This window comes from Devosia sp. LjRoot16, assembly GCF_964252795.1.
Taxonomy (GTDB): Bacteria; Pseudomonadota; Alphaproteobacteria; order Rhizobiales; family Devosiaceae; genus Devosia_A.
The window spans coordinates 707,737-733,461 of sequence record NZ_CAXUPH020000001.1; the positions used below are offsets into that span (position 1 = coordinate 707,737).

The 25,725-nt window shown below is 62.5% G+C and carries 20 protein-coding genes, 1 tRNA gene and 1 pseudogene; 15 read left to right on the forward strand and 7 right to left on the reverse strand.

What is annotated here, in order from left to right; genetic code table 11:
* The first annotated feature begins 134 nt into the window (after positions 1-134).
* The 11 genes from ACSQ23_RS03355 (at position 135) to ACSQ23_RS03405 (ending at position 14,775) form a co-directional block, all read left to right on the forward strand.
* Positions 135-2,027 (forward strand): polysaccharide biosynthesis protein, encoded by a 1,893-nt coding sequence (locus ACSQ23_RS03355; protein ID WP_436089716.1) that lies wholly within the window; start codon positions 135-137, stop codon positions 2,025-2,027.
* Positions 2,024-3,262 (forward strand): sugar transferase, encoded by a 1,239-nt coding sequence (locus ACSQ23_RS03360; RefSeq protein ID WP_436089717.1) that lies wholly within the window; start codon positions 2,024-2,026, stop codon positions 3,260-3,262. The genes ACSQ23_RS03355 and ACSQ23_RS03360 overlap by 4 nt, the downstream gene beginning before the upstream one ends.
* 227 nt (positions 3,263-3,489) lie before the next feature.
* Positions 3,490-4,767 (forward strand): Vi polysaccharide biosynthesis UDP-N-acetylglucosamine C-6 dehydrogenase TviB, encoded by a 1,278-nt coding sequence (gene tviB / locus ACSQ23_RS03365; protein WP_436089718.1) that lies wholly within the window; start codon positions 3,490-3,492, stop codon positions 4,765-4,767.
* Positions 4,768-4,771: 4 nt separating this feature from the next.
* On the forward strand, positions 4,772-5,833 hold the full coding sequence (locus ACSQ23_RS03370) for an NAD-dependent epimerase/dehydratase family protein (RefSeq protein WP_436089719.1): 1,062 nt from the start codon (positions 4,772-4,774) through the stop codon (positions 5,831-5,833).
* Positions 5,830-7,131, forward strand: a complete 1,302-nt coding sequence (locus ACSQ23_RS03375) for a lipid II flippase MurJ (RefSeq protein ID WP_436089720.1) — start codon at positions 5,830-5,832, stop codon at positions 7,129-7,131. The genes ACSQ23_RS03370 and ACSQ23_RS03375 overlap by 4 nt, the downstream gene beginning before the upstream one ends.
* The gene (locus ACSQ23_RS03380; RefSeq protein WP_436089721.1) at positions 7,128-7,892 is read left to right on the forward strand and encodes a class I SAM-dependent methyltransferase; all 765 of its coding nucleotides are present in this window, start codon (positions 7,128-7,130) and stop codon (positions 7,890-7,892) included. Before ACSQ23_RS03375 ends, ACSQ23_RS03380 begins: the two co-directional genes overlap by 4 nt.
* Before the next feature lie 50 nt (positions 7,893-7,942).
* Positions 7,943-9,106, forward strand: a complete 1,164-nt coding sequence (locus ACSQ23_RS03385; RefSeq protein WP_436089722.1) for a glycosyltransferase — start codon at positions 7,943-7,945, stop codon at positions 9,104-9,106.
* Positions 9,103-10,410 (forward strand): hypothetical protein, encoded by a 1,308-nt coding sequence (locus ACSQ23_RS03390; protein WP_436089723.1) that lies wholly within the window; start codon positions 9,103-9,105, stop codon positions 10,408-10,410. Before ACSQ23_RS03385 ends, ACSQ23_RS03390 begins: the two co-directional genes overlap by 4 nt.
* Before the next feature lie 29 nt (positions 10,411-10,439).
* Entirely contained in the window at positions 10,440-12,413 is a 1,974-nt protein-coding gene (asnB, locus tag ACSQ23_RS03395) for an asparagine synthase (glutamine-hydrolyzing) (protein WP_436089724.1), read from the forward strand.
* Entirely contained in the window at positions 12,406-13,509 is a 1,104-nt protein-coding gene (locus tag ACSQ23_RS03400) for a glycosyltransferase family 4 protein (RefSeq protein ID WP_436089725.1), read from the forward strand. Before asnB ends, ACSQ23_RS03400 begins: the two co-directional genes overlap by 8 nt.
* A 1,065-nt stretch (positions 13,510-14,574) precedes the next feature.
* Positions 14,575-14,775, forward strand: coding sequence for a hypothetical protein (locus ACSQ23_RS03405; protein ID WP_436089726.1), 201 nt, complete (start codon positions 14,575-14,577; stop codon positions 14,773-14,775).
* A gap of 62 nt (positions 14,776-14,837) precedes the next feature.
* Here the strand turns inward: ACSQ23_RS03405 and ACSQ23_RS03410 are convergent.
* The 3 genes from ACSQ23_RS03410 to ACSQ23_RS03420 all read right to left on the reverse strand — a co-directional run bounded on the left by ACSQ23_RS03410 (position 14,838) and on the right by ACSQ23_RS03420 (position 16,478).
* Positions 14,838-14,914, reverse strand: a tRNA-Arg gene (locus ACSQ23_RS03410).
* Between the two features lie 77 nt (positions 14,915-14,991).
* Positions 14,992-15,678 carry a hypothetical protein gene (locus tag ACSQ23_RS03415; protein WP_436089727.1) on the reverse strand — a complete coding sequence of 229 codons (687 nt, stop codon included), beginning with the start codon at positions 15,676-15,678 and terminating at the stop codon, positions 14,992-14,994.
* 119 nt (positions 15,679-15,797) lie between these two features.
* On the reverse strand, positions 15,798-16,478 hold the full coding sequence (locus ACSQ23_RS03420; RefSeq protein ID WP_055876306.1) for a pseudouridine synthase: 681 nt from the start codon (positions 16,476-16,478) through the stop codon (positions 15,798-15,800).
* Positions 16,479-16,632: 154 nt separating this feature from the next.
* Here ACSQ23_RS03420 and ACSQ23_RS03425 point away from each other — a divergent pair, with 154 nt between their 5' ends.
* Both ACSQ23_RS03425 and ACSQ23_RS03430 read left to right on the forward strand, forming a co-directional pair.
* Entirely contained in the window at positions 16,633-17,730 is a 1,098-nt protein-coding gene (locus tag ACSQ23_RS03425; RefSeq protein ID WP_436089728.1) for a Gfo/Idh/MocA family protein, read from the forward strand.
* A 456-nt stretch (positions 17,731-18,186) separates the two neighbouring features.
* Positions 18,187-18,531, forward strand: a pseudogene (locus ACSQ23_RS03430) (transglycosylase SLT domain-containing protein); the annotation flags it as partial.
* A 481-nt stretch (positions 18,532-19,012) separates the two neighbouring features.
* Here the strand turns inward: ACSQ23_RS03430 and ACSQ23_RS03435 are convergent.
* On the reverse strand, positions 19,013-19,669 hold the full coding sequence (locus ACSQ23_RS03435) for a response regulator transcription factor (protein ID WP_156384615.1): 657 nt from the start codon (positions 19,667-19,669) through the stop codon (positions 19,013-19,015).
* A gap of 487 nt (positions 19,670-20,156) precedes the next feature.
* Between ACSQ23_RS03435 and aqpZ the strand changes: the two genes are divergently transcribed.
* Both aqpZ and ACSQ23_RS03445 read left to right on the forward strand, forming a co-directional pair.
* Positions 20,157-20,873 (forward strand): aquaporin Z, encoded by a 717-nt coding sequence (aqpZ, locus tag ACSQ23_RS03440; RefSeq protein ID WP_055876294.1) that lies wholly within the window; start codon positions 20,157-20,159, stop codon positions 20,871-20,873.
* 351 nt (positions 20,874-21,224) lie between these two features.
* Entirely contained in the window at positions 21,225-21,878 is a 654-nt protein-coding gene (locus tag ACSQ23_RS03445; protein WP_436089729.1) for a phosphoribosyltransferase, read from the forward strand.
* On the opposite strand, the gene ACSQ23_RS03450 is transcribed toward ACSQ23_RS03445, so the two are convergent.
* The 3 genes from ACSQ23_RS03450 to ACSQ23_RS03460 all read right to left on the reverse strand — a co-directional run bounded on the left by ACSQ23_RS03450 (position 21,875) and on the right by ACSQ23_RS03460 (position 25,640).
* The gene (locus ACSQ23_RS03450; protein WP_436089730.1) at positions 21,875-22,336 is read right to left on the reverse strand and encodes an SH3 domain-containing protein; all 462 of its coding nucleotides are present in this window, start codon (positions 22,334-22,336) and stop codon (positions 21,875-21,877) included. The genes ACSQ23_RS03445 and ACSQ23_RS03450 overlap by 4 nt on opposite strands.
* A 146-nt stretch (positions 22,337-22,482) precedes the next feature.
* Entirely contained in the window at positions 22,483-24,441 is a 1,959-nt protein-coding gene (locus ACSQ23_RS03455) for a GTP-binding protein (protein WP_436089731.1), read from the reverse strand.
* Between the two features lie 350 nt (positions 24,442-24,791).
* Positions 24,792-25,640, reverse strand: coding sequence for an SH3 domain-containing protein (locus ACSQ23_RS03460; RefSeq protein WP_055998561.1), 849 nt, complete (start codon positions 25,638-25,640; stop codon positions 24,792-24,794).
* Positions 25,641-25,725 lie beyond the last annotated feature (85 nt).

Sequence of the window (25,725 nt, forward strand, 5' to 3'; positions counted from 1 at the left end):
GTCGATCGCGTTGGGACTACCGAAACAGCGGCGATCCGTAGCCATGCTCCATCGCGGTAAGGTGGATCACATTTGTGTTGACGGGCGGACGGTTTCATGAGACCGCGGACGCCCGATTATGCTTGACGAGATACATGATTCAAAAGGTCAAGACACGCATCGTCGGACTTCCTCGCGGCTGGAAGCGAGCGCTTCTTATTTGCTTCGACTTCGTCGTCCTCGGGATAGCATTGTGGGCAAGCTTTGCGCTCAGGCTCGACCGTTGGACTCTTCCGCGCGGCTTAGACGAGTACCTCGTTATTCTATCCGCGCCGGCCGTTGCTATATTCGTCTTCGTACGAATGGGCTTATATCGCGCAGTAATTCGATACCTGCCAGACCGCGCGCTGTGGACGATGTTTCAAGCTGTCACGCTTGCCGTGCTCATTTGGGTAATGGGAGCATTCCTGTCCGAACTCGTCGGCCGCAACGTAGTACCGCGCTCCGTGCCTATCATCTACTGGGCCCTTTCTTCAGTCGCGATAGTGGGAAGCCGCTTCGCGGCCAAATGGTTATTCCTGCCCGAGACACGCAGTGCCTCACTAAAACTTCCCTCTGTTATAATCTATGGGGCCGGTGCGGCCGGGACGCAGTTGGCGCAGTCCTTGCGCCACAGCCATTTCGTGGCGGGATTTATCGACGACAACCCCGCGTTGCATCGGCGTGAGGTCGCCGGATTGAGGGTGTATTCGCCAAGCGAAGTACCAGCACTCATTCGAGATTATGGGGTGAAGCAAGCGATCCTGTCGATCCCATCTCTGGGTACATCGAGGCGCAAGGATATCGTGGCAGATCTAAGTCGGCATGGCATCAAGGTCCAAGCCTTGCCCGGCATCCCCGATCTCGTCACCGGTAAATACCTGGTGAGTCAAATCCGGGAGATCGAAATAGATGATCTACTCGGGCGCTCCGCGGTTCCACCGGATATCGACCTAATTCGATCGATGATTGTCGGTCGAACGGTAATGGTGACCGGCGCCGGCGGATCCATTGGCTCAGAGCTTTGCCGAACCATTGCCCAATGGCGACCGCAGCGCATAGTTCTGTTTGAGGCGAATGAATTCGCGCTTTACCAGATAGATCGAGAACTGACAGCAAATAACACAGTCGTCGTGGTTCCAGTATTGGGTTCCGTTATTGATGGCCAGCTGGTATCCCGCACGATCCGAAAGTATGGCGTTGAAGCGTTGTTTCACGCCGCAGCCCACAAGCATGTTCCAATAGTTGAAGAAAATACCCTCGAGGGAATAAGAAACAACGTATTCGGGACGAAGGAGGTCGTCGACGCCGCATTTCGACTTGGCGTGAAAGATTTCGTTCTAATTTCGACAGACAAAGCCGTTCGCCCAACAAATGTGATGGGCGCGACGAAGAGATGGGCCGAGCTTGTGGTGCATCAGCGAGCATCCGAGGCCAAGGCCAGAGGAACGGGTCAACGTTTTTGCGCGGTACGCTTCGGCAACGTTCTGGGCTCTAACGGCTCCGTCGTACCGCTGTTCAAGGAGCAGATTGATCATGGCGGGCCCATCACGCTGACCGACCCTGCGATGACGCGCTACTTTATGTCGATCCGCGAGGCTGCGGAACTGATCATTCAGGCTGGCGCGCTGTCGGAGAGTGGGGATGTCTTCCTCCTCGATATGGGCGAGCCCATCCTTATCTCTGAGCTTGCGGAGAACATGGTGCGCCTCGCGGGGCTATCAGTGCGTTCACCGGAAAACCCACATGGCGATATAGAGATCGTTTCCATCGGAAAACGCCCTGGCGAGAAGATGTTCGAGGAGCTCTTCTATGACGAAGCCGCATCCAGTCGCACTCGTCACGCCAAAATCATGCGAACGACAACGACCGAGCTTCCCGGCCTTCCTGATGCGCTGTCCCAGTTGGAGCAGGCGATATCCAACGAGGACGAACAGGCAGCACGACATGTCCTGTTCGACATCGTGATCCGGAGCGACGTTCGATTTCTCGAAGGAAGTGCCGCATGAGCCCGGGTCGCGAGCACATGGGAGCAAAGCGGCTAGTCGTCACCGGTGCCAGCGGGTTCCTGGGCCGTGAGTTGGTTCCGCGTTTGCTGGCTCGCGGTGTTGAACTGCTGCTCGTGGGGCGCGACCCTGTGGGCTTGAAGCAGCTATTCCCTGGCTGCAAATCCATCGGCTACGATGAGATCTCTGCGGCTGCCGCGGATTTCGATTTGCTCGTTCACCTCGCGGCGCAGAATAACGATGCCACAGGAACGTATGACAGCTTCAAAGCGACAAACGTCGACCTTGCTGCTGACACCTACCAACTCTCTCGCAAGGCCAGGATACGCAGGTTCATCTATGTTTCGTCCATCCGGGCTTTAGACCTGTCGGACACATCACACTATGCCGTCAGCAAGCGCGAGGCCGCACGGCAACTGGTGGACCTTGGCGATGACGGCATACAGATCCTCTATCTTCCCGCCGTACTGGGGGAGACCTTGTCGGGAAGGCTAAGGGTGTTCTCGCGCTGGCCGCGACCGCTGCGCGATTTCGCCTTGGCGATCGTCACGTCTCTCAAGCCTACAGTGAGTGTGGATCGGGTTGCTTCGGCCGTCATGGATGCTACGCGCAACAGCCTGCCGCCGGCAGCACCCTGGATCGTGACCAACGGTCAAACGGACAGCTGGTTCTTTGCCATCACGAAGCGTTCCATCGATGTGCTGTTTGCGGTCAGTGTCCTGGTCTTGATCGGCTGGCTACTGGTCGCCCTCGGCGTGGCGATCCGACTGCAATCACCGGGGCCAGCACTGTTCCGTCAGGAGCGCGTTGGGCGGTATCAGCGCACCTTCACCTGCTACAAGCTTCGGACAATGCACATTTCCACGCCGAACGTTGGAACCCATGAGGTTGCCTCCTCGTCGGTAACCAGGCTCGGTGGGTTTCTCCGACGCACAAAGCTGGACGAGTTGCCGCAAGTTCTGAACATCCTGATGAATCAGATGAGCCTGGTTGGGCCCCGTCCTTGTTTGCCGTCCCAGGCTGAGGTGATCGCGGCGCGCGCGCGTCGGGGCGTGGATATCGTCAAGCCCGGCATAACCGGGCTGTCTCAAATCCGGGGGATCGACATGAGCACACCAGAAGCGCTGGCTGCCTCGGACGCAGACTATCTTCACTTGCAGTCCATCATTCTGGACGGCCAGATTCTGGCGCTTACAGCTCTTGGCAAGGGAGGCGGGGACAGGCTCCGCGTCGCTTGAAGTCGGCGTGGCGATTGTGTCGCGCTACTGTGAGAATTTGCCGCGGCGGCGGCAAAGGGGAATGACATCACCCTGGCTTGGCATTACCAGCAACCCCGTGGAAGCCGAGGATGTCGGCCCTGGGTTAGCCCACCATATTGTGTCAGAGGTCGCCCGCGCGGCGGCGCCGGCGGCGAGCTGTCGCCACCAGCAGCAAACGCCTTGTATCGGACGGTAAGAGCTCGAAGATGAACGTTGCAAACGAGAAGATTGCCGTTGTGGGGCTGGGATATGTCGGCCTGCCTTTGGCGGTGGAATTCGGCAAGCATCGCCGGGTTCTGGGCTTCGACATCAATCCGAAGCGGATAGCGGAACTCCGCCGCCATTCCGACAGCACGCTGGAGGTGGACGAAGCTGACATGCGTGCGGCCACCGGGCTTGAATTCAGCACCAACCTTGATGATTTGGCGACCTGCACGATCTTCATCGTGACCGTACCTACGCCGATCGATCGGGCAAACCGGCCAGATCTCTCACCATTGCTTGCGGCCAGCAAGACCGTGGGAAGCGTGATGAAGCCAGGAGCCATCGTCATCTACGAGTCAACCGTTTACCCAGGTTGCACCGAAGAGATTTGTGTTCCGGCGCTGGAGGCGGCGTCCGGTCTGCGCTTCAACCATGACTTCTTTTGCGGCTACAGCCCTGAACGGATCAACCCCGGCGACAAAAATCACCGGCTGGCAACAATAACGAAGGTGACAAGCGGTAGCACTCCCGAGGTCGCCGAAGCGGTCGATGGCTTGTATGCGCAGATCATTACCGCGGGCACCCATCGCGCCAGCAGCATTAAGGTGGCCGAGGCCGCCAAGGTGATCGAGAACACCCAGCGCGACCTCAACATTGCGTTGATGAATGAGTTGAGTCTGATCTTCCAGCGCCTTGGCATCGACACTTTGGAAGTTTTGAAGGCGGCGGAAACAAAGTGGAACTTTCTTCCCTTTCGACCGGGTTTGGTCGGGGGGCATTGCATTGGTGTTGACCCCTACTATCTCACGCACAAGGCTCAGGAAGCGGGCTACCATTCCGAGGTCATTTTGGCTGGCCGGCGCATCAACGACAGTATGGCAGAGCACGTCGCGGACGAGACGGTCAAACTCATGTTGCGCAAAGGCAAGCAGGTCCTTGGGGGCCGCGTGCTGGTGCTCGGTTTGACGTTCAAGGAAAACTGCCCAGACATCCGCAACACCAAGGTTGTCGACATCGTCGGCCAACTACAATCCTACAACGTAGGTGTTGATGTATTCGATCCGTGGATCGATGTGGCCGAGGCAAAGCATGAATATGGCATTGAATGCCTTTCGGAATTGCCGACGAGCGGTGGATATTCAGCAATCATCATCGCCGTTGGGCATGACGAGTTCGTTGCCATGGGCAGCGATGGCATCAAGGCGCTGGGGGAGAGCGATGCCGTGATCTACGACGTCAAGGGAACGCTGCCCGCCGGCAAGGCTGACGGCCGGCTGTGAACCCATGACGCGATACGACGACGTTAAACAGCTGCTTCGCCATGAGCCACGGACCTGGCTCATAACGGGTGTAGCCGGGTTCATCGGGAGCAACCTGCTCGAGACGCTGTTGAAGCTGGACCAGCAGGTTGTGGGCCTTGATAACTTCGCCACGGGTCACCAGCGCAACATCGATGAGGTGTCCTCCCTCGTATCCGCAGAGCAATGGGCGCGGTTTCGCTTCATCGAAGGCGACATCCGCGACCTCGAGCAATGCAGGAACGCCATGCGGTGGTCCGTTGACCGGACCGTTGACCACGTCCTGCATCAGGCGGCGCTGGGCAGTGTTCCGAGAAGCATCGCCGACCCGATAGCGACGAATGCGGCGAACGTAACCGGGTTTCTCAACGTGCTGGTGGCGAGCCGCGATGCCGGGGCCCGCAGCTTTACCTACGCCGCGAGCAGCAGCACATACGGCGATCATCCGGACCTGCCCAAAGTGGAAGACAAGATCGGGCGCCCCCTCAGTCCCTACGCCGTCACCAAGTATGTCAACGAGCTCTACGCGGACGTATTTGCGCGAAGCTATGGCTTTCGGACTATTGGGCTGAGATACTTCAACGTCTTCGGGCCGCGGCAGGATCCGAATGGCGCCTACGCCGCCGTTATCCCGAAATGGACGTCAGATCTCCTGAACGGCGAGCCCGTCTATATCAACGGCGATGGCGATACGAGCAGGGACTTCTGCTTTGTCGCGAATGCCGTACAGGCCAACATCCTCGCCGCCGTCACCACCTCGGACGCTGCCCTCAATCAGGTCTATAACGTAGCGGTCGGCGATCGTACCTCGCTCACCGAGCTGGTGGACGCCATTCAGTTGGAGCTCTCGCTGCTCGGCGAAATCCCCAAAGCCCAAGTCGTCTTTCGAGACTTCCGTGCTGGCGATGTGCGGCATTCGCAGGCCGACATTTCCAAGGCGCAGCGGCTCCTGGGATACGTCCCCGAATACCGGGTTGCCGAGGGCCTCGCTGCAACCATGGCGTGGTACAAATCGACATTGACTGCCACAGCCATTGACCCTCGATGACGAGGCAACTGGCAGTCATTGCCCTTCTCACCGCGGCCTCGCAGGCCTCGGCGTTTTTCAAGCTCTGGTTTACCGCCCGCACTTTCGGCATCGGGAGCGAACTGGATGGGTACAATCTGGCCCTGGTCCTGCCGATACTGATTTCTGGTGTCATTGCGGGGTTCTTACAAACCGGCTTGTTTCCGGTGCGCGCGAAACTGAAGACAGCGGGCAATGCTGCCGATGTTGAAGCATTTGAACGCGCTGTCCTTTGGGGCATGGCGGCGCTTGGCGTCGTTCTTGCTCTTTTGCTTGCCCTCTGCGGTCCCTTTATCGTCCCGGCACTGGCCGGGCGCGCAGCAAATTCGGTCGTCGCCTCGATGGGGGCGGCATTTCCCTACCTCGCGTTCCTTGTGGCACTGAACATGGTGGGAGATTGCGTCGGATACCTGCTCGCCATGCGGAACCGCTTTTGGATCGCTGCCGCTGCGCCTATCGCAAATGGGATCGCTGGTGGTTTGCTGCTTGCATCCTGGCCGCAAGGCGGACTCACGAACCTGGTGCTGGGAACGCTGCTTGGCTTTGCGCTCCAGGTGGGTATCTGCCTGTGGGGCCTCAGGTCGACCGGACTGCGCCTGAGGGGCGCGTTCCCGCCTGTTGAGCGGATGCGTTCGTTGTCGCGAGATATGTTGGTGCTAGGGGCCTGGATCTTGCCAGGCGTCATTCTCTCCAACCTCACCGTATCGCTGCCGCCGATCTGGGTAGCTTCCTTTGGCGAGGGCGCCAATTCGGCGTTCGGGTATGCCTACCGCTTACACTCATCTGTGGTGCAGTTGCTCGTCATGGCGAGTTCGCCCGTTATTCTGGCTCACTTTGCGGATCTGGTTGCCAGAAACGAAACTGCTGCTGTGCGAACCATCCTGGCAAAAGCGGCCGCGGCCTCGGCAATACTGGGTATTCTCGGGGTGGTTCTCGTTGGTACTCTCGGGGCGCCAGTGCTGGCCCTGATATTCGGCGGGCGTTTCGACGCTGAAGCCGTCACGCGCGTGACCAATCATTGGTGGTGGATGACGACTGGCCTGGCATTCATGATTCAGGGCAATGTCCTCGCGAAATTGTGGCTGTCGCAGCAGCGAGCAAAACAGATGTCGATCATGACTGGAGTTAGTATCTCTGCTCTAGTGACGGTTTATTTTGCACTGCAGGTAACTCTCGGTGAATACTCAGCGGCAGCGGCAATGTCTGTTTCTGCTGCCTCAGTTGTGGTAATCGGCATTCCATTCATGCGCTTAACAAAGAGGGCGAATAAACAGATATGACAGACTCGGTTCGCTATGGTTTCGGCGACAACTGGTCCGACTACGCAGCGGCGGTGGGGAGCGATCAACTGTCTGGGGCGGATGCCGGATTAAGCAAGCTGCTTCCGGGCGATCTCCGGCCCGAGGGAAAGACCTTTCTGGACATCGGGTCAGGCAGTGGCCTTCATGCCGTCGCTGCGTCGCGCATGGGCTTTGAAGTTACGGCCACGGACTATGACGAAAACTCGGTCCTGACGACCAGAGCAGTGGCGTCCCGGTTCGGCGCGAAGGTTGACGCGTTCCGGGATGACATCCTCAACACGAAGCTTACCCATGGCTACGATGTTGTCTACTCGTGGGGCGTGCTGCACCACACCGGTGACATGAAACGGGCCATTGCCAATGCCGCGAGCCTTGTGAGGCCGGGAGGAACGTTCATTATCGCGATTTATCTCAAGACCCCGCTGTGTGGATTCTGGAAGGTTGAGAAACGCGTGTATTCGCGGTTGCCAAAGTCACTCCAATCGGTTGTCGCTCATTGCTTTCATGCCTTCGCGGTCGCCATCGGCGGGGCCGCTCGTCAAGACAAGCGGGAACGCGGTATGGACTGGTTTCATGACGCACGAGACTGGCTCGGCGGCTATCCCTACGAGAGTGCCTCACCAGAAACGGTTTCCACTCTGGTTGGTACTGATTTCGAACTGACTCGTTCGTTTAATACCAAGGCCGGCCGGGGCATCCTTGGCAGCGGATGTGCCGAATATGTCTTTCGCCGACGCTAGATCATGCGGAGGTCACACTTTTCTGTTGTCGACGGCGGGCTGAGGGCAGAGTGAAACGACGCATTCTCTACGTCATCGGCTCACTGAATGTCGGTGGAGCCGAGCGCCATCTGTCGCAGGTCGCGATACGCCTTAAGCGGCGGGGATGGGAACCCGAGGTGTTCGCGCTATCACCTGGCGGCCCCTTGACCGACGGCATCGAGGCGGCTCAAGTCCCGATATACGGGGCGAAGTTACCGAAGTGGCTGGCGGCCGTGCTCCGGACCGACCGCTGGCGGGCTCGCGTCATGCTGGTACCGGCTGCGCTCACGCTGGTCTTCATCATCTGGCGGCGCCGGCCCCACGTGATGCATTTCTTCCTTCCGGCCGCTTACATTGTCGGGGGCCTTGCATCGATGCTGGCTTTTGTACCAGCGCGCATCATGAGCCGGCGCAGCTTGGGCGTGTACCAACTTGGTCATCCGCTATTTGCCCGTGTCGAGCGTCGACTGCACCCACGCATGACGCTGGTGTGCGGCAATTCGCAGGCTGTCGTCGCCGATCTGCGCCAGGAAGGGGTCGCCCCGGCGAAACTGCGTCTGATCTATAATGGCATTGATACTGAAGCCTTCAGTCGACCAGTCGAAAGAGATCAGGCGCGAGACACGCTGCGCATCGCGCGCGATGCCACGGTCTTCGTCATCGTCGCCAACCTTATTCCGTACAAAGGGCACGCAGACCTGATCGCTGCATTTGCCAGAATTCAGCCGGAGCTGAGAGGCCCATGGGAGTTGCTTTGCGTCGGGCGCGACGACGGAATAGCCGCGCAACTTCGATCGCAGATTGACGCCGCGGGGCTGCAGGCGAATATTCGAATTCTGGGCGCACGTTCGGATGTCCCGGATATCCTGCGGGTGGCCGATATCGGAGTTCTCTGCTCGCACGAGGAAGGCTTTTCCAACGCTATCCTGGAAGGCATGGCTGCGGGCCTGCCAATGGTCGTGACCGATGTCGGGGGCAACGCGGAAGCCGTCGTTGATGGACAGACGGGATTCGTGGTTCCGCCCCACGACGCCCCTGCATTGGGGGACGCGTTGCTCAGAATGGCGAACAGTCCAAATCGGGTTGAGATGGGCGAGGCGGGCCGTCGACGTGTGCGCGCGCAGTTTTCGATGGAAGCTTGTATCGATGGCTACGAGAAGCTCTATCTCGAGACCGGAGCTCGGAAACCATGAACATAATGGCGCGCGGCAACCGGGCGAGCTCGGCTAACGCAAGACTTCTCAAATGGAGTGACGCCCCCGACGAGCCGTCGGCATTCTTCTTTTTCCTCAGCATCGGCCTGTGTTGCGTTGCAATCTTTCTCTTCCAGTTGGGAACATTCAATCACATCGCCAACTCCGATTATCGACCGGAACTATCCATCGTAAGCTACGCGATTTGGATAGCATTCGCTCTTGCTGCAGTTGCGCAGATTGCCCGGCGACCCTCGATACTGCTCCCGCTGTCGCCGCTTTACTTTACCTTCGTAGCGATTGCCCTGCTCACCGTGTTGCATTTTCCAATAGACGCAGCAGGCAAGAGCATGATCGTTTCGTGCGCGATGATCATTTCCATTAGCACTATATTACCGCACTCGGGGGCCTGCACTTTAGTGATGCGCATTAGTGCTGTCGCCGTCGCAGTGACGTCAGCCTCGCTGCTGGTCGAGATGCTCGCTCCCGGAACCCTCTCGTCGGTGCCGGGACGTTCCGCTGGCCTGTTCGAGAACCCAAATGTGGCGGGTGGCGCCTTAGTCCTTGGTGGCACAGCGACAGTGCCTTTCGTCGCTCGCAGATGGAGAGGGCCGTATGCTGTGCTGGTTGCCTTTGGGGTCACGGCGACGATTTCGAGAACGTCGCTATTGGTTCTCGCAGGATCGGCAATCGCGGCCTTCGCAGCCGAGAGACTGTTTCAAAGAAAGAAGCTACGCACCGACAGGAACGAACTTGCCCGTATCATTGCAGCCGCGGGGATTTGCAGCATCATATTCGCCATCGCACTGCAACATAATGCAATAGTAGGCAATTCGTTTATCGCTTCCGCCGACACCGCGCTAACCGCGGTGAGCGCAGCTGCAGAGGCTAGTGCGGCCAACTCCGGGAAACTACCTACAAGCCAGCTGTCCGACTCGTTGGGCAAAACCGATTCGGGGGCGGCTCGACTTCTGCTGATGGGAAACGCGATCCACGAGATTTCCCTTTGGGGCGTTGGTATCGATCGCGCCCACGCGCTCGCCCCTCACAATCAGTACATATTTTTTGCGGTCGCTTTCGGCGTGGCCGGTATCATCGTCGCAATATCCTTGATCGGCGCAATCGGATATTTTGGACGGCATAATCCAGTTTTCGGTTTCGCCGCCATCGGCATACTCGTATTCACACACGATCTTACGATGCTGGATCTGGCTGTGCCATTTGCACTTGGATGCGCAGGCGCAATCCACTTGGGGTCCGCGGCTCAAAGTCCAGAACCTCGGCGCGCGTCGATCTTCGGATAGATCCCCCCTAGCCCTCCCAAAGGACCCATATGTGTGGAATTGCTGGCTTTCTAGGACACGGGGTGTGGCAAGGGGTTGAGCACGCGAAGGCCGGCCTCACGCAGATGGCTGCCGCGATAAGTTCGCGCGGACCTGACGATTCCGGCCTTTGGGTCGACGAGGGCGTCGGTGTGGGCCTCGCCCATCGACGACTGTCGATCGTCGACCTTTCCCCAGCGGGCCATCAGCCAATGCACTCGGCCTCCGGGCGCTACGTCATCGTCTACAATGGCGAAGTCTATAACCACGACGAAATCAGGCGACAGCTGGATGCAAGTGGCCTCGTTCCCAATTGGCGCGGGCATTCCGATACCGAGACGCTCCTCGCAGGATTTGATGCCTGGGGGATCGAGGGCACCCTGGAGCGATGCGTTGGCATGTTTGCCTTTGCCTTGTGGGATCGCCAGGAGCGAACTCTGACGCTGGCGCGCGATCGTCTCGGTGAAAAGCCGTTGTACTATGGCTGGCAGGGCGAGGGACAGAAAGCCAGTTTGATCTTTGGCTCGGAGCTGAAGGCGCTGAGGCGACATCGCCAGTTCTACGGCGAGATCGACAGGGACGCGATCTCCCTCTTGATGCGTCACAATTACATACCGGCGCCGTACTCGATCTATCGCAACATCTTCAAGCTGCCACCTGGCTGCCTGTTGACCGTGCGCCCTGATGACGGCCGCGACCGGCCGCAGCCTCGCCAGTACTGGTCCTTGCCTCAGGTTGCCGAAGTCGGTCGCCGTAATCTGCATCAAGGCGGCGCAGACCAGATCGTGGATGAGCTTGAGCACCTGCTCAAACAAGTTATCGGCCAGCAGATGGTCGCCGATGTTCCGCTGGGGGCCTTTCTCTCAGGTGGGGTGGATTCATCGACAATCGTAGCGCTGATGCAGGCCCAGGCCGCGCGTCCCGTCAGGACGTTCACGATCGGCTTTGACGAGCACGGCTATGACGAAGCTGTGCATGCCCGTGAGGTCGCGACTCACCTGGGTACGAACCATACGGAACTGTATGTCAGTCCGGAGGAGGCCATGGCTGTCATCCCCGAACTGCCGACGATCTATGATGAGCCATTCTCGGATTCGTCTCAGATACCGACCTATCTGGTTTCGAGGCTGGCCCGCCAGCACGTCACGGTTTCGCTTTCCGGAGATGGGGGCGACGAGGTCTTTTGCGGCTACACGCGATATACCGCCACTGCCGCAGCGTGGGGGAAGCTTTCTGCAGTTCCTCGACCGCTTCGCCGCATGGGCGCCGCCGGCATCAGGGCCATTTCTCCTGCACATTGGGATCAGGCTGCGCGGTTCCTGCCGGGATTGAGGAAAGCGGCTATGGGTGGGCGCCTCGGCGACAAGCTTCACAAGGCGGCAGGAGTCCTGGGCAGTTCATCAGTAGATGACCTCTATATGGCGCTGGTCTCGCATTGGAGTGAGCCGGCTGCCCTTGTATTGGGCGCGAGAGAACCGCCCACGCAGTTGACCGGATTGGCCCCCAGTCTGGACGGTTTGACGCCAGTAGAACGAATGATGGCCCTCGATATGGTCAGCTATCTGCCTGATGACATCCTGACCAAGGTCGACCGGGCGGCGATGAGCGTCAGCCTCGAAACTCGTGTTCCCTTGCTGGACCACCGATTGGTAGAGTTTGCATGGCGGTTGCCACAGGACGTCAAGCTGCGTGACGGCGAGGGAAAGTGGGCACTCAAACAGGTGTTATACCGGTACGTCCCCAGAGCTTTGATTGAACGCCCGAAGATGGGATTTGGCGTTCCTCTGGACAGTTGGCTGCGTGGGCCGCTCAGAGAGTGGGCGGACGCACTTCTGGAGGAAGGACGTCTGCGGCGCGACGGCTATTTCGATTACACAGCCATCCAGCAAAAGTGGCGCGAGCACTTAAGCGGCCAGCGCAACTGGGCTTACCACCTGTGGGACGTCCTGATGTTCCAGGCCTGGCAGGAAGCGCAGCTTGCCTAAACTGGTCTTTGTCGTCACAGAAGATTGGTACTTCGTATCGCACCGCCTCGCATTGGCGACCGAGGCGATACGCCGTGGCTACGAGGTGGTGCTCGTCACCCGGCTCTCCACTTTCCGCTCCGAGATCGAGCGGCATGGCATTCGGGTAATCCCATTCGATACCAACCGGCGGGGCATGAACCCGCTGGGGGTCCTGGCCGAGGCTTTCGCCCTCGCACGCATTTATCGGCAGGAGCAGCCTGACATCGTGCATCACGTCGCGTTGCGCGCGGTGATGGTGGGAGGGTTGGCCGCACGCCTCTGCGGAATAGACCGCGTGCTCTCGGCCATTACCGGCATGGGATTTCTGTTCACCGGCGGAGGGCGAAAACCATGGGTCCGCCAGATGGTCGGCTGGGTACTGCCGCAGCTTGTGTCGCGCGGCCTGGTCATTGTTCAGAACTCCGATGACGGCAGGCAGATCGCCCAGTTTGGCGTGCCGACAAGCCGCCTGAGGCACATTGCCGGAGTGGGGGTCAACACCGAGAAATTCCATCCGGTGGCCCGCGACAATGAGCAGGTGATGGTCATGCTGGCGGCGCGTCTGCTGTGGGACAAGGGCGTCGGCGAGTTTGTGGAAGCGGCTCGCCTGCTGCAGCATACCGGCGCCAGGTTCGTACTGGTGGGAATGATCGATGTCGACAACCCTGCAGGAGTGCCCAGAGAGCAAGTGGACGCATGGACCAGGCAGGGCATCGTCGAGTGGTGGGGACACCAGCAAGATATGGCATCTGCTCTGTCGCGCGCCGACATCTTCTGCCTCCCGTCATACCGGGAGGGATTGCCCAAGGCGCTGCTCGAGGCGATGTCATGCGGCCTCCCCTGCGTCTCGACTGACGTTCCCGGCTGCCGGGAGGTCGTCCGACATGGTGACACCGGCCTGCTGGTGCCTGCTGGTGATGGCGCAGCGTTGGCCGCCGCTATCGCGAGCCTCATTAGAAACCCCGAGCAAAGACTGAAGATGGGTGCGCGCGGGAGACAGCGTGCGGTTGATGAGTACTCCGAAGTGGAGTCCATCTCAGCAACGATGCGCGTCTATGAGGAGCTGATGAACTAGCCAGCTGCCGGAAGATTTCCGCGGCCCGAACGTCCGCTTCAGTTCGGCCGGGCGAACGCGTCGTTCGAGGTGGCTGTGTAAGCAGCCAGAAATATCGCCAATTGCCAACCAGCATCGCCGCCCCACGGCGGACGTTGGGGTTCATGGGGAGTCTCCGGTCTTCACGAGAGGGAGGAAGATGCGCTACGAGTGCGCTGGCAACGGTGGGGCACAGATGCGGAACTTCGCGCGGCTTGTTAATGTGATCGCGGCTCTGCCGCTGCTGAGTGCGTGCAGCATGGACGTTGGGAAACTTCAGCTAAATGGCCAGGTCGAGCCGCTGCCCAGCAACTACCGTGAACTCATAGGTGCGTACCTGCAAACCGATGAGTGGGAGATTATTTCCGCATCGCGCACCGTGCCGGGCAGCAATGTGCTCTCGGCGAAGCGATCAATCGTCTGCGTCCGACAGGGGACGGTCGTAAGCGCCTTATTGTTCGAAAGTGGCAGAGTATCTGGCACTCTCCCACCCGGACCGGGAGCCATCTGCGCTTGAACCAACACGTGTCTCAGCTGCAGAAGGTCCCGGCGTATCGGCCAGACATCGACGGGCTGCGCACGGTGGCGGTCCTTGCCGCTCTACCAATACGGCGCCACATGGCTTCCTGGCAGCTCGTCGGCGTCGATGTGTTCTTCGTATCTCAGGCTACCTGATCACCAAGATCCTCTCAAAGGACATCGCGAGCGGCAACCGGTCGTGGCCCCTTGATTTCCTTATTCGCCGGGTTCGTCGAATTGTCCCCGCTCTGCTGACAGTGCTCGCGGTTTCCCTGGTCCTCGGCTGCTTCATTTTGATGCCCAGCGACTATGCCGATCTATCGCTAGGGTGAGCGCGTCGCGGAGACGGGGAAGCGGCAACCATCGGTGCGGCTCGGTGCCGCGGCATAGGGGCATCTTCGCCGCTGGCAGGCGATCGATGAACGCGAACGCGCCGTCCTGGTTCGCATCAGCAACGAACCGTTGAAACGCCTATTGTAGCCTCATCAATTGGCGTGGCGAGCCAATCGCCGACATCGCAAGAGCTTCTTGACGACGCTCGATTACGCCGGCCTGCCGCTACGCTACACCCCGCACACTCTGCGCCACACGAGAATAACCTGGTGGGTCGAGAAAGGGCGAACAATCAAGGAAGTCGCCGACGCCGCCGGCATGACGACGCAGATGGTTGAGGAGGTTTACTGGCATTGCAGCCCACATTTTCAGAAGTGGGTCGCGGAGGGGCGCTGAGTCGCTTCTGTGCGGAAACAGTGCGCCAGCGAATCACCGACCCGCTAAGCCATGCAAAGGATTGGCGCACCCGACGAGATTCGAACTCATGACCTCTGCCTTCGGAGGGCAGCGCTCTATCCAGCTGAGCTACGGGTGCAGCGGGACTAGGCAATAGGCGATTGGTGCGACGAGTGCAAGACGGTCGGCTCCCGGGAGAGCCGACCGGTGGAAAGCTCAGGCGGCGCGGTGCCAGAGGCGATCGAGTTCGCCGAGCAGCCGGAAGGTGACGCCGTCGGCGGCTTCGAGATCGCCAAGCGGCTCGACCGGAGCGCTGTCCTGCTGTGCGGCGTGGAGCGCCGCGAACACCGAGGCGATGCCGTCTTCGAGATCGACATCGAGCAGCGGCGCGTCGTCATCGCTGTCAGCCTCGACATCGAGCTCGACGATGGTGTCGGCATAGGCGGCCGGCATGTGCTCGAAGGCGCTGGCGGCAAGCGGCGCGGGCGCCGCGTCCAGCAGAGCGGCTTCAATGACATCGGCGATATCGGCGGAGCCGACCGCTTCGGCCGGAGCCTCGTCGCCGAAATCGACGGCGGCATCGGCCACCAGTTCATCGGTCGCCGTCGCTGCGTAGACGGTCTCGCCAGACTGGGGGATGGGTTCGCCTTCGACGACATCGTCGAGATCGGCGGCAGCCGACGGCTCGTCCGCGTCGCTGCCGGCGCTATCGGAGAGCTCCACAGTGTCGGCTTCCGGCCCAAGGGGCGCTTCCACGCCGGCGACCGGCATGGCCTCGGCATCGACCGGTTCGGCTGCTTCAAAGCCCTCCACCGCCGCGGCGGCTTGGGTATCGTCTGCCAGGGCGGCGACGATCGGGTCGATATCGGAAGCGGCGTCCTGCCGGTCCTTGATCTCGCTCATCGTTCTCTCCGAGCTCGGGTTGAGACGCTGGCGACGCTAAAAGCCGGAAATGGCCCGTTTCAGGCCTCAATCCGGCACTCCAATGACGATTTCGTGACAGGCCGGCTGGCTGCGGCGGCTCAGAACGGCGCCGGAACGCGGAAATTCACCCAGTGTCCAGCGGGGTGATTGAAGCCCAGTTCCTCGGCGTGGAGTTGCAGCCGATCGGCCGCGGCGAAGGCCTCGCCGGTCGAATAGAACGGATCGCCGAGGATCGGGTGGCCGAGCTCGAGCATGTGGACGCGCAGCTGGTGGGTGCGGCCGGTGAGCGGGTAGAGCCGCACCCGGGTGATGCCGCCCTCGCGCGCCTCGACCTTCCAGTCGGTGACGCTCGGCCTCCCCCGCTCATAGTCGACGCGCTGGCGCGGCTTGTTTTCCCAATCGGTGGCGAGCGGCAGGTCGACGCGACCCTCGTCGGCTTCAACATCCCCCCAGACCCTTGCCACGTATGACTTTTTGGCGCGGCGCTGTTCGAATTCCTGGCCGACATGGCCGAGCGCCCGCTTGTTGAGACACATCACCAGGACGCCGGACGTATCCTTGTCGAGCCGGTGCGCCATGGCGGCGCTGGGCCAGCGCCCTTTGACCCGCGCCTCGAGGCAATCGGCCAAAGCCGGGTCCTTGCCGGCGACCGAGAGCAGGCCCGAGGGCTTGTCGAGCACGACGATATCGTCGTCGGCATGCACCACGGTGAGCCACGGTTCGGTCGGCGGGCGATAGTCGAAACTGGTGGGGACGGGATTGAGCATTGCGCCGCTCATAGCAGGATCGGGCGACGGTGAGAAACCTTGCGTTACGTACCTCATTTGCCTCTGGCAATCGACGCCAATTGCGGCGATGCTGCCTTGAAGATTGGAGCGGCGCGCCCGCGCGGGCGGATCGGCCGGTTTACCGACAGGGACGGAGAGAGTGACTATGGACGGCAAGCGTCGCGTTGGCGTGGGGATTATCGGGTGCGGCAATATCTCGAGCCAGTACCTCAAGGCGATGCGGGATTTCCCGGTATTGGAGGTGATCGCCATCGCCGACATGAAGCCGGAGGTGGCCGAAAAGAAGGCCGCCGAGTTCGGGCTTACCGCGGTCTCGGTCGAGGCGCTCCTGGCTGACCCGAGGGTCGAGATCATCGTCAACCTCACCATCCCCCGGGCACATGTCGAGGTCGGCCTTCGCGCCATCGCGGCGGGCAAGCACGTCTATGGCGAAAAGCCGTTCGGCATCACCTATGCCGAGGGCAAGACCCTGGCCGCGGCGGCGAAGCAGGCGGGGCTCAGGGTCGGCTCGGCGCCCGACACCTTCCTCGGCGGCGCACACCAGGAGGCACGAGCCCTGCTCGATAGCGGCGCGGTGGGCGAGATTGTCGGCGGCACGGCGTTCTTCGCCTGCCCGGGACATGAGCGCTGGCACCCCGATCCGGCGTTCTATTACGACGTCGGCGGCGGGCCAGTGCTCGATATGGGGCCGTATTACATCACCGACCTCATCAACCTGCTTGGCCCGGTGAAGAGCGTGCAGGCGATGAGCGCGACGCCGCAGAAAGAGCGGCCGATCTATTCGGAACCCAAGAAGGGCCAGCTGATGCCGGTGAAGGTGTCGACGCATGTGGCGGGGCTGCTGGAGTTCCACTCGGGCGCCATCATCCAGGTGACGCTGAGCTTCGACGTGCCGGGCCACGCGCACCTGCCGTTCGAACTCTACGGAAGCAAGCAGAGCGTGCTGGTGCCCGACCCCAACATGTTCGGCGGCGAGGTGAAGACGCGGGCGGCGGGCGAGAAGGACTGGACGGTGGTGCCCTACGCCCTGCCCTATGCCGATGCGAACTACCGCTCGCTCGGCGTCGCCGACATGGCGCACGCCATCCTCGAAGGCCGGCCGCACCGCGCTTCGGGCGACCTGGCGCTGCACGTGCTCGAGGTGATGGAAGCGTTCGAGACGGCGAGCCGCGAGCGCCGGGCGGTGGAGATCACCACGCCAGTGGAACGGCCGGCGCCGCTCAAGGAGTCGGTGGTCGCCTAGGGCAGCGAAAGGCTGCCGACGACGGGATGGCCGGCGCGGGCTGCCCCCCACCCCTGTCCCCTCACACAAATATCGAGGCTGACGTCTCCCTCCCCCTGTTTGAAGGGGAGGGGACAGGGTGGGGGGCAGCTCGCACCGGCTCCTGCGCGAAAGCACCGCATATCGGCTCAAATCCCCCGCAATTCACCCGGGTTCCCCCGCGCAAAAGCTTCTGTTAATAGAGACTTTATGTTCAGGGCCCCTGTTCTCTCGCGCGTTGTGCGCCTCACGCTCGCTGTGCCTGTCCTCGCCGGGCTGGTCGCGGGCTGCTCGATGGCGGGGTTGCCGGGGTTCAAGCCGGCCTCGCCGGCGGCAATCGCAGCGATTGCACCAGTGCCAGAGACGCGGCCCGAGAGCGAAGGCGAGGCCTTCGTGCCGCTGGCCTTTGCCGAAGCGCCGGCCCGCACCTCGTCCTCCGGGGTGGACGGGCTGATCGCCAAATATGCCAGCGTCTACGATGTGCCGGAGTCGCTGGTGCGCCGCGTGGTGCAGCGCGAAAGCGGCTTCAACCCGGGGGCGCGCAACGGGCCATATTACGGGCTGATGCAGATCCGGCACGACACGGCGCGCTCGATGGGTTATGGCGGCGGCGCCTCCGGGCTGCTCGATGCCGAGACCAACCTCAAATACGCGGTGAAGTACCTGCGCGGCGCCTATATCACCGCCGGCTACAATTCGGATGGCGCGGTGCGCTACTACGCCCGCGGCTATTATTACGACGCCAAGCGCCTCGGCCTGCTCGAAGAAGCCGGCCTCCGCTGAGGTGCGTTGCGCCCTAAGCCCCTAAGGCGACTTCCACAGATCTGCTGGCAGGCTGACGCCGAACTGGCATAGTCTATCCCCGATCATCACGCTGCTCGACGGCGGCAGCGTCGATCAGCGACGGATCGCCGGCTATGCCTGCCGCGGTTTCCTGACCTGGACGCTTAGCCGCCCGGATGCGCCCTTTTTGCAAGAGAGGGGGTCCTGGAGGGCACATTGGCCCAGGCACCGGAAAACGGAACCACCGGCGTCATTGCTGCAAAGGCCTCACGTCCGTTCGGGAGCCATCGCGAACGAAAGGTGCTGCTTCGAGGCAGGCAATGACCCGGTGGAGCCGGGCAGCGCGGGGGCGGCGCTGCTGGCGCTCCTCGCGTCCTGCGGGGAGCATTTTTGCCTGGGGCATCTTCAGTTTCGTCGAGACGACGCCCAGTTCCTGTCTGGTCGCACTTTCGAAAAGTCTTACAACTTTCCCTGAAAGCACTCAGCTCTCGATGGCGAGCCGAACCAGTTCGGCGGTGTTGCGCGCGCCGATCTTTTCCATGATGTGCCGGCGATGCACCTCGACCGTGCGGTAGGAGAGGCCGAGATCGACGGCGATCTCCTTGTTGGTGCGGCCATCGACGACATATTGCAGGATCTGCCGCTCGCGATAGGTGAGCGTGCCAAAGCCCTTCACCGTGACGGTGGATGGGCCATCCTTGCCCTGTTCGACATGGATGTCGCCACGGAAGATTTCCTGCGCAGCGACAGCCAGTTCAACCGGCGCATAGGGCGGGGAAAACACTGAGCTGGCGCCGTGCTTCATGGCGGCCACCACCATTTCAGCACGTACGTCGGGAGGCGCCAGAAGGAAGGTATGAATGCCCAGGTGCTGGCCGCGGATGGCGTTCAGCGCCTCGAGCGCGTCCGCCATGTCGCGTTCCTCGCCGCACAGCGGCATCAGCACCAGATCAGGACGCCTGAGCGCCATGAGCCTCGTCAGAGCCATCACGTCCGGCACCATGGAAACCTGGAAGCCCTGCGCGATGAACTCGTCGCACAGTGCCTTGGATATCCGTGCTTCCGGGTGCGTTAGATAGATCAGCCGATCTCTATTGAGATAGGGCCGATAGGGTATCGAGTCCGCAAGTCTGTCCACTTTGCCACCTGAGGTTGCAGGCCAAAGCTGTTGCCGATCTGTACCGGCACCAGTAGGTAACGGGGCTCATCCCCGTACCCTCGAATCGCGTCCACATAAGTATTAGAGCACGACTGACAGAAGCCTGACAATGCACAGTAACCGGGTCGTTACCTAATTCGGCAGTGTAATTTGCGCACCATCTACGGTGATAACGATAGTCATCGATTTGTTCTATTTTGAGCTAAATAGGAAAATCCACTGCCGAGCTTCGGAAAAGCTGAATTCTGGCGTCCGCATTTGTAGCGCAGCTAAAGTCCACGTAAACGTTTTCGGGGCCTAAGCTTAACCCGGCAGCACCCGGCGCGACACGCAGACGCCTGCACAGGCTACGTTTTTCGTCCTCACCCAGCACAACAGTGGTGCAAAACCCGGGTGCGGCGATTCACCGGCGCTACAACAGCGCCTAACAGTGAGGCGTGGGAACGACTCCTGAGAGGGTTTGGTTATGTTCAGAAGACTATCGGCCGAAGCATTCGGCACATTCTGGCTTGTATTCGGCGGATGCGGCAGCGCCATTCTTGCGGCAGGGGTGCCTGATGTCGGCATCGGCTTTGTCGGCGTGTCGCTGGCATTCGGCCTGACGGTGCTTACCATGGCCTATGCGGTGGGCGGCATTTCGGGCGGGCATTTCAACCCGGCGGTGTCGCTCGGCCTCGCGATTGCCGGCCGCTTTGCCTATAAGGATCTGGTGCCATACTGGGTGGCGCAGCTGATCGGCGGCGTTGCCGGCGCGGCTGTACTGTTCATCATCGCCTCGGGCGTCGCCGGCTATACGCCGGGCGGCTTCGCCTCGAACGGCTACGACACGCTGTCGCCAGGCGGCTACGGGCTCACCGCGGTGCTGCTTGCGGAAGTGGTGCTGACGGCGTTCTTCCTGATCGTCATTCTCGGCTCCACTGCCAAGGCGGTGCCGGCCGGTTTCGCCCCGATCGCCATCGGGCTCAGCCTGACGCTGATCCACCTGATCTCGATCCCGGTGTCGAACACCTCGGTCAACCCGGCCCGCTCGATCGCCGCGGCGATCTTTGCGCAGAACGGCGCGCTCGGCCAGGTCTGGCTGTTCATCGTGGCGCCGCTGATCGGCGCCGCCATCGGCGCGGCGATCTGGAAATACCTGCTGTCGCCGGGCGAAAGCCCCGCCAATATCGGCCAGGTCGAGTAAGACCAGGTCTCGATACAACAATAGAGGGCCGGGAGACCGGCCCTTTTCTTTTATGCATCGGGTACGGGCTAACCAGGTCGGACGCGGTCGCGGCGCCGGACGGGATCGCCAGTAGCACTCTCCCACCCACCGGCTGTCATCCCAGCGAAAGCTGGGACCCATCCATCAGCTGGTGCGGGCGGCACAGGACGAGGGCAGAGCCCTCGCCGGGGGGCCCAGCTTTCGCTGGGATGACATCGAGTGAGTCCGCAAATCGAGAACATGACTGCACATTTCAGGAGGGCATTGGTGAAACCACCGGGCCCGCTCGGCGTTGATCCGGATCGCAGTCGTCCATCCGGATGCACGGGCATGTTCACGCAGCATGGCATCGAGCCCAGTTTCACCGATCGACACGAGGCCGGCCGGGCGTTGGCCACCGAGCTTCAGGCGCTTAACCTCGACAACCCGCTGATCCTGGCATTGCCGCGCGGCGGTGTGCCGGTGGCGCGTGAGGTGGCGACGGCGCTTGGCGCCGAGTTCGACCTGCTGCTGGTGCGCAAGATCGGCGCACCGGGGCACGAGGAATATGGCATCGGCGCCGTGGCCGAAGGAGCGCATCCGCAACTGGTGGTGAGCCAGGCCGTGCTGGGTCTGGCCGGGGCATCGCAAGGCTACCTCGAGGCCGAGCAGGAGCGGCAGCTCGCCGAAATCGAGCGCCGACGGCTGCTGTGGCGCGGCGGACGGCCGCCGATCCCGGTGGCCGGACGCACCTGTGTGGTGGTGGATGACGGCGTCGCCACCGGCAACACTGCTCGCGCCGCCATCCGGGCGCTGCGCTTTGACGGCGCGGCCCGGATCATCCTCGCCGTGCCGGTGGCGCCGCCCGATGTGATCGAGCAGCTGGCGCAGGAGGCGGATATGCTGGTCTGCCTCAAGACGCCCGAGCCATTCCTCGCGGTGAGCCTCCACTACCGGCATTTCGGCCAGCTCGGCGACGAGCAGGTGACCGAACTGCTCGGCTAGTAACTGGTGCCCGCCGGCCGGATGTAATCGGAATAGACCCAGCCGCGTCCGCCATTGGGGCCACTGACCAGGGACCAGTTGCCCTCGACCCGGGAAACCGACAGCCGGGCGCCTCGTTCGAGGGCGACGACCTTGGCGCTGCGCTTGTTGGGCCCGGCGCGCACCCAGAGTGACTTCACCACCACTTCGTGGGTCAGGGTTGGCGGTTCAGGCGCCGTGGCCGTTGCGGCCGCCGCGGTGACCGGCGTCACGGCAACGAACTTCGCGATATCGAGGTCGGTGGCAGCGGCCGTGGGCAGCGAGGCCACATAGCTGGGCCGCGGGTCCGACTTCACCGGCGCCGCGGCGACCGCCTCGGCCAGCCGTTCGACGGTGAATACAGCTCCGGCGGTGATGATGAGACCAGCGGCGATGAGCGTGCCGGCGAACCAGAGGAGAGAGTGAACGGACCGCGCCATGGGTCAGCTCCATATCGCCTCCCGGCCCGGTCGGAGGTTAGCTGTGAGGTCGACTGGCGCCTCGGAAAGCGCCGCAGCTCAAGTCGCATCCGGCCAAAAGGTTCCGGCGGCATTTTCCTCAAATGCCGCCGGCCTGCCGATCCCCGCTAGGTTTCGCCGACACTGGTCGGGACGCGCCGCAGCACATGCAGCAGGTACTCCTTGCGGTTCAGCGGGTTGTTGTCGGAGCGCCGCCGGGTGGGCACTGGCCCGGCCACGGCGCGGTAACCGGCAAAGCTGGTTTCGAGGGCGCCCTCGCCATGGGTCAGCCCGGGCAGCAGCTGTTGCAGCTCGTGCACCCGGGCGGCGGCGATCTCGCCTTCGACCACATAGCTCGCGCCCTCCAGCACCGGCTGGCCCGGCAAAGCATCGAGCCGCGCCAGCACCGAGAGCGCGGCCGCCAGCGCCTCGGCTGGGACATCGATGAGGAAGTGGTGGATCGGCTCACACACCGCGGTACCGGCCAGCCGCAGCGCCTCCATCAGCACCAGCGGCGTCAGGTTGCGGAAATCGCCGGCGGCGCTCATCGGCGCCTTGTGGCCAGCATCGGTGACGCTGACAATCGCGTCGGTCACCTGCCAGCCCATCAGCCCCTGCCGCAGCGTCTCGCCAATCGCCGCTTCTATGGCTTCATAGAAGGCCACCGGCATGGCCCCGAACATCGCCTCGAGCCTGATATCGATGCCCGAGCCGACCGGTCCGGGCGCGACCCGAATGCCGACCGTGGCGAGGAACGGGTTGGGCGGCTTGAAGATCTGCTCGACCGCCGTGCCGGTGCCGAGCGGGCGCTCGACGCAGATCATGGTGGTTTCGCGGAACGCTACCGCGAGCCCGTAGTCGGTGAGGAGTGTCGCCTCGATCACCTCCTTCTGCACCTCGCCGTAGAGCGAGACGAAGATCTCCTGCCGGATATCGTCCTTGCGGAGGTTAATCAGCGGATCCTGCTCGGCCAATTGCCCGAGCGCCGTCCACAGGGCACGGCGATCGGCGGCCGCGACCGGCACGACCAGCGTTTCGAGCGTCGGCGGCGCGAAGTGCTGCGCTGCCGGGCGCGACGAGATGCCGATGCTCTCGCCGATCCGCACATCGAGGCCGCGCAGCCGGGCGATCTCGCCGGCCACCACCCGATCGCGCCGCACGACGGCGCCGCGCTCGAACACCTCGACGCCGGTGATCTTGGCGTCTTCGCCGCGCAGCTGCAGGCGCTCGCGGTTGTGGAGGGCGCCGGCGAACATCCTGACATAGGCGAGCTTTTCGCCGGCTGGACCGCGATCGACCTTGAACACCGTTCCGGAGGCCGGGGCCTCGAGGTCGGCAGACGGGGCGGGCAGCAGCTCGGCGATGCCTGACAGCAGCGCCTCCACCCCGGCCCCCGATATGGCCGAGCCCATGAACACCGGATGCAGCCGGCCGGCACGGCTCTGCTGCGCCAGCGCTCCGCGCAGCTGGTGGTAAGGCAGGTGGCGGTTGTCGACATAGGCGGCCAGCACCGCCTCGTCATGCTCGGCGAGACGTTCGGCGAGGGTGTCGCGGAAGCCTTTGTCGTCGGGACCGAATGGGGCAAATGCCGCGGCGGCCGTGCCGAGCCCCTGGCCGAAGCCCATCGGCACGATATCCGGCGTCAGCCGACGACGGATGGTCGCCAGCACCCGGTCCGGGTCGGCGCCGGCGCGATCGAGCTTGTTGATGAAGATCAGCGTGGGGATCCTGAGCCGCTGCAGCGCCCGCATCAGCACGCGGGTCTGGCCCTGCACGCCTTCGACCGCCGAGACCACCAGCACGGCGCCATCGAGCACGTTCAGCACCCGCTCCACCTCGGCGATGAAATCGGGGTGGCCGGGGGTATCGATCAGGTTGATCGTCGTATCATGGGCGACGAACGACACCACGGCAGCCTTGATGGTGATGCCGCGCTGGCGCTCCAGCGCCAGTGTATCGGTCTGGGTATTGCCGCCATCGACGCTCCCGAGGCGGTCGATGACACCGGCTGCGTAGAGCAGCCGCTCCGTCAGAGAGGTTTTACCGGCGTCGACATGCGCCAGAATCCCAAGGTTCAGTGTTCGCATTGCGCGTCACGTTCTCAAGTTGGGGAAGGGCTCCTTTCTCGATGAACATGACTCGGGGCATTGCGATCTCCATGGGAGGGCTGTGAAGGACGCGGAATTAATCACGGGCGGAAGCGGTGGGCAACCCCGGCCGGCGCGGGCACCGGTTTGCCTTCTCCCCTTGTGGGAGAAGGTGGCGCGCAGCGCCGGATGAGGGGTCCGCGCAACGAAGTGTAGCGCGCTCGGAGCGTAAGCGACGAGCGACGGTGTACGCGGAGAGAACCCCTCATCCGGCCTTCGGCCACCTTCTCCCACAAGGGGAGAAGGCACTCGCTGCCGACGACGGCGCGGCGCCGCGTGCCCTCTGGCTGCTAGTTCAGGTAGTCCTTGTAGACCCAGCCGGTGCGGCCCTGGTCGTCGGTGATCTTCAGCCAGCCGCGCCGGTTTTCGCTCACCGTGACCTTCTCGCCGCCGGCGAGACCGAACACCCGGCCGTTCGACTTGCCCGGGCCGGAGCGGACATTGACGCCGGAGCCGGCAACGGTGCGGGAATCGCCGGAGGCGGCCGCTTCCTGTTTGGCGGGTGCGGGTTCTGGCTTGGCTTCCGGCTCGGCGGCAGGCTGTTCCTTTGCCGGTTCCGGCTCGGGTTCGGCAATCGGCTCGGGCTCAGACTTCGCCACTTCGGCGAGCTTCCGCTCAGCCTCCGCCTTGACGGTCGCGGCGGTCTCGGTGGGCGCTTCGGCGAAGGCCGCCACATCGAGCGGCGTCGGGCGCTCCAGCGGCTTCGTGGTATCGCCGGCAACGGCATCCACCGCCTCGACGGCAGTCTCGTCCTGCACGGGCGGGCCGGCGCCATCGCCCTCGGCATAAGTCTCGGGGTCGGCGGCAGCGTTGGCGGCGGCGCCGGCGAGCCAGCCCTCGTCATCGGAAGCGAGCGCCACGAAGGTGTCGCCGATCATCGCGTCGACCCGCTGCGCCCGCTTGACGCCCTCCGGCACCTCCGGCGCAGTGGTCATCGCCACGGTCGATGCGACAGGGGCCGCGGGAGCCGTCGCAACGGGCGCGACAGGGGCCGGGCCGAGCGAGGCCTCGGCCGCGACGGGCACGGGTGCCACGCTGGTGGCGGCCACGGGCGCCTTGCGGGCAAAGCACTGGTCCAGTCCACCGCACTGCAAGCCGAGCAGCACAGCGCCGATCGCGCCAATGCCAAGCACTGCCATTGCCGGCGCACCGACACGGACCAGAAGTTGCTGAGTTGTCGCCCTTCGCCGACGCGCCGAGTGACGCGAAAGCTCGTCGAATGCC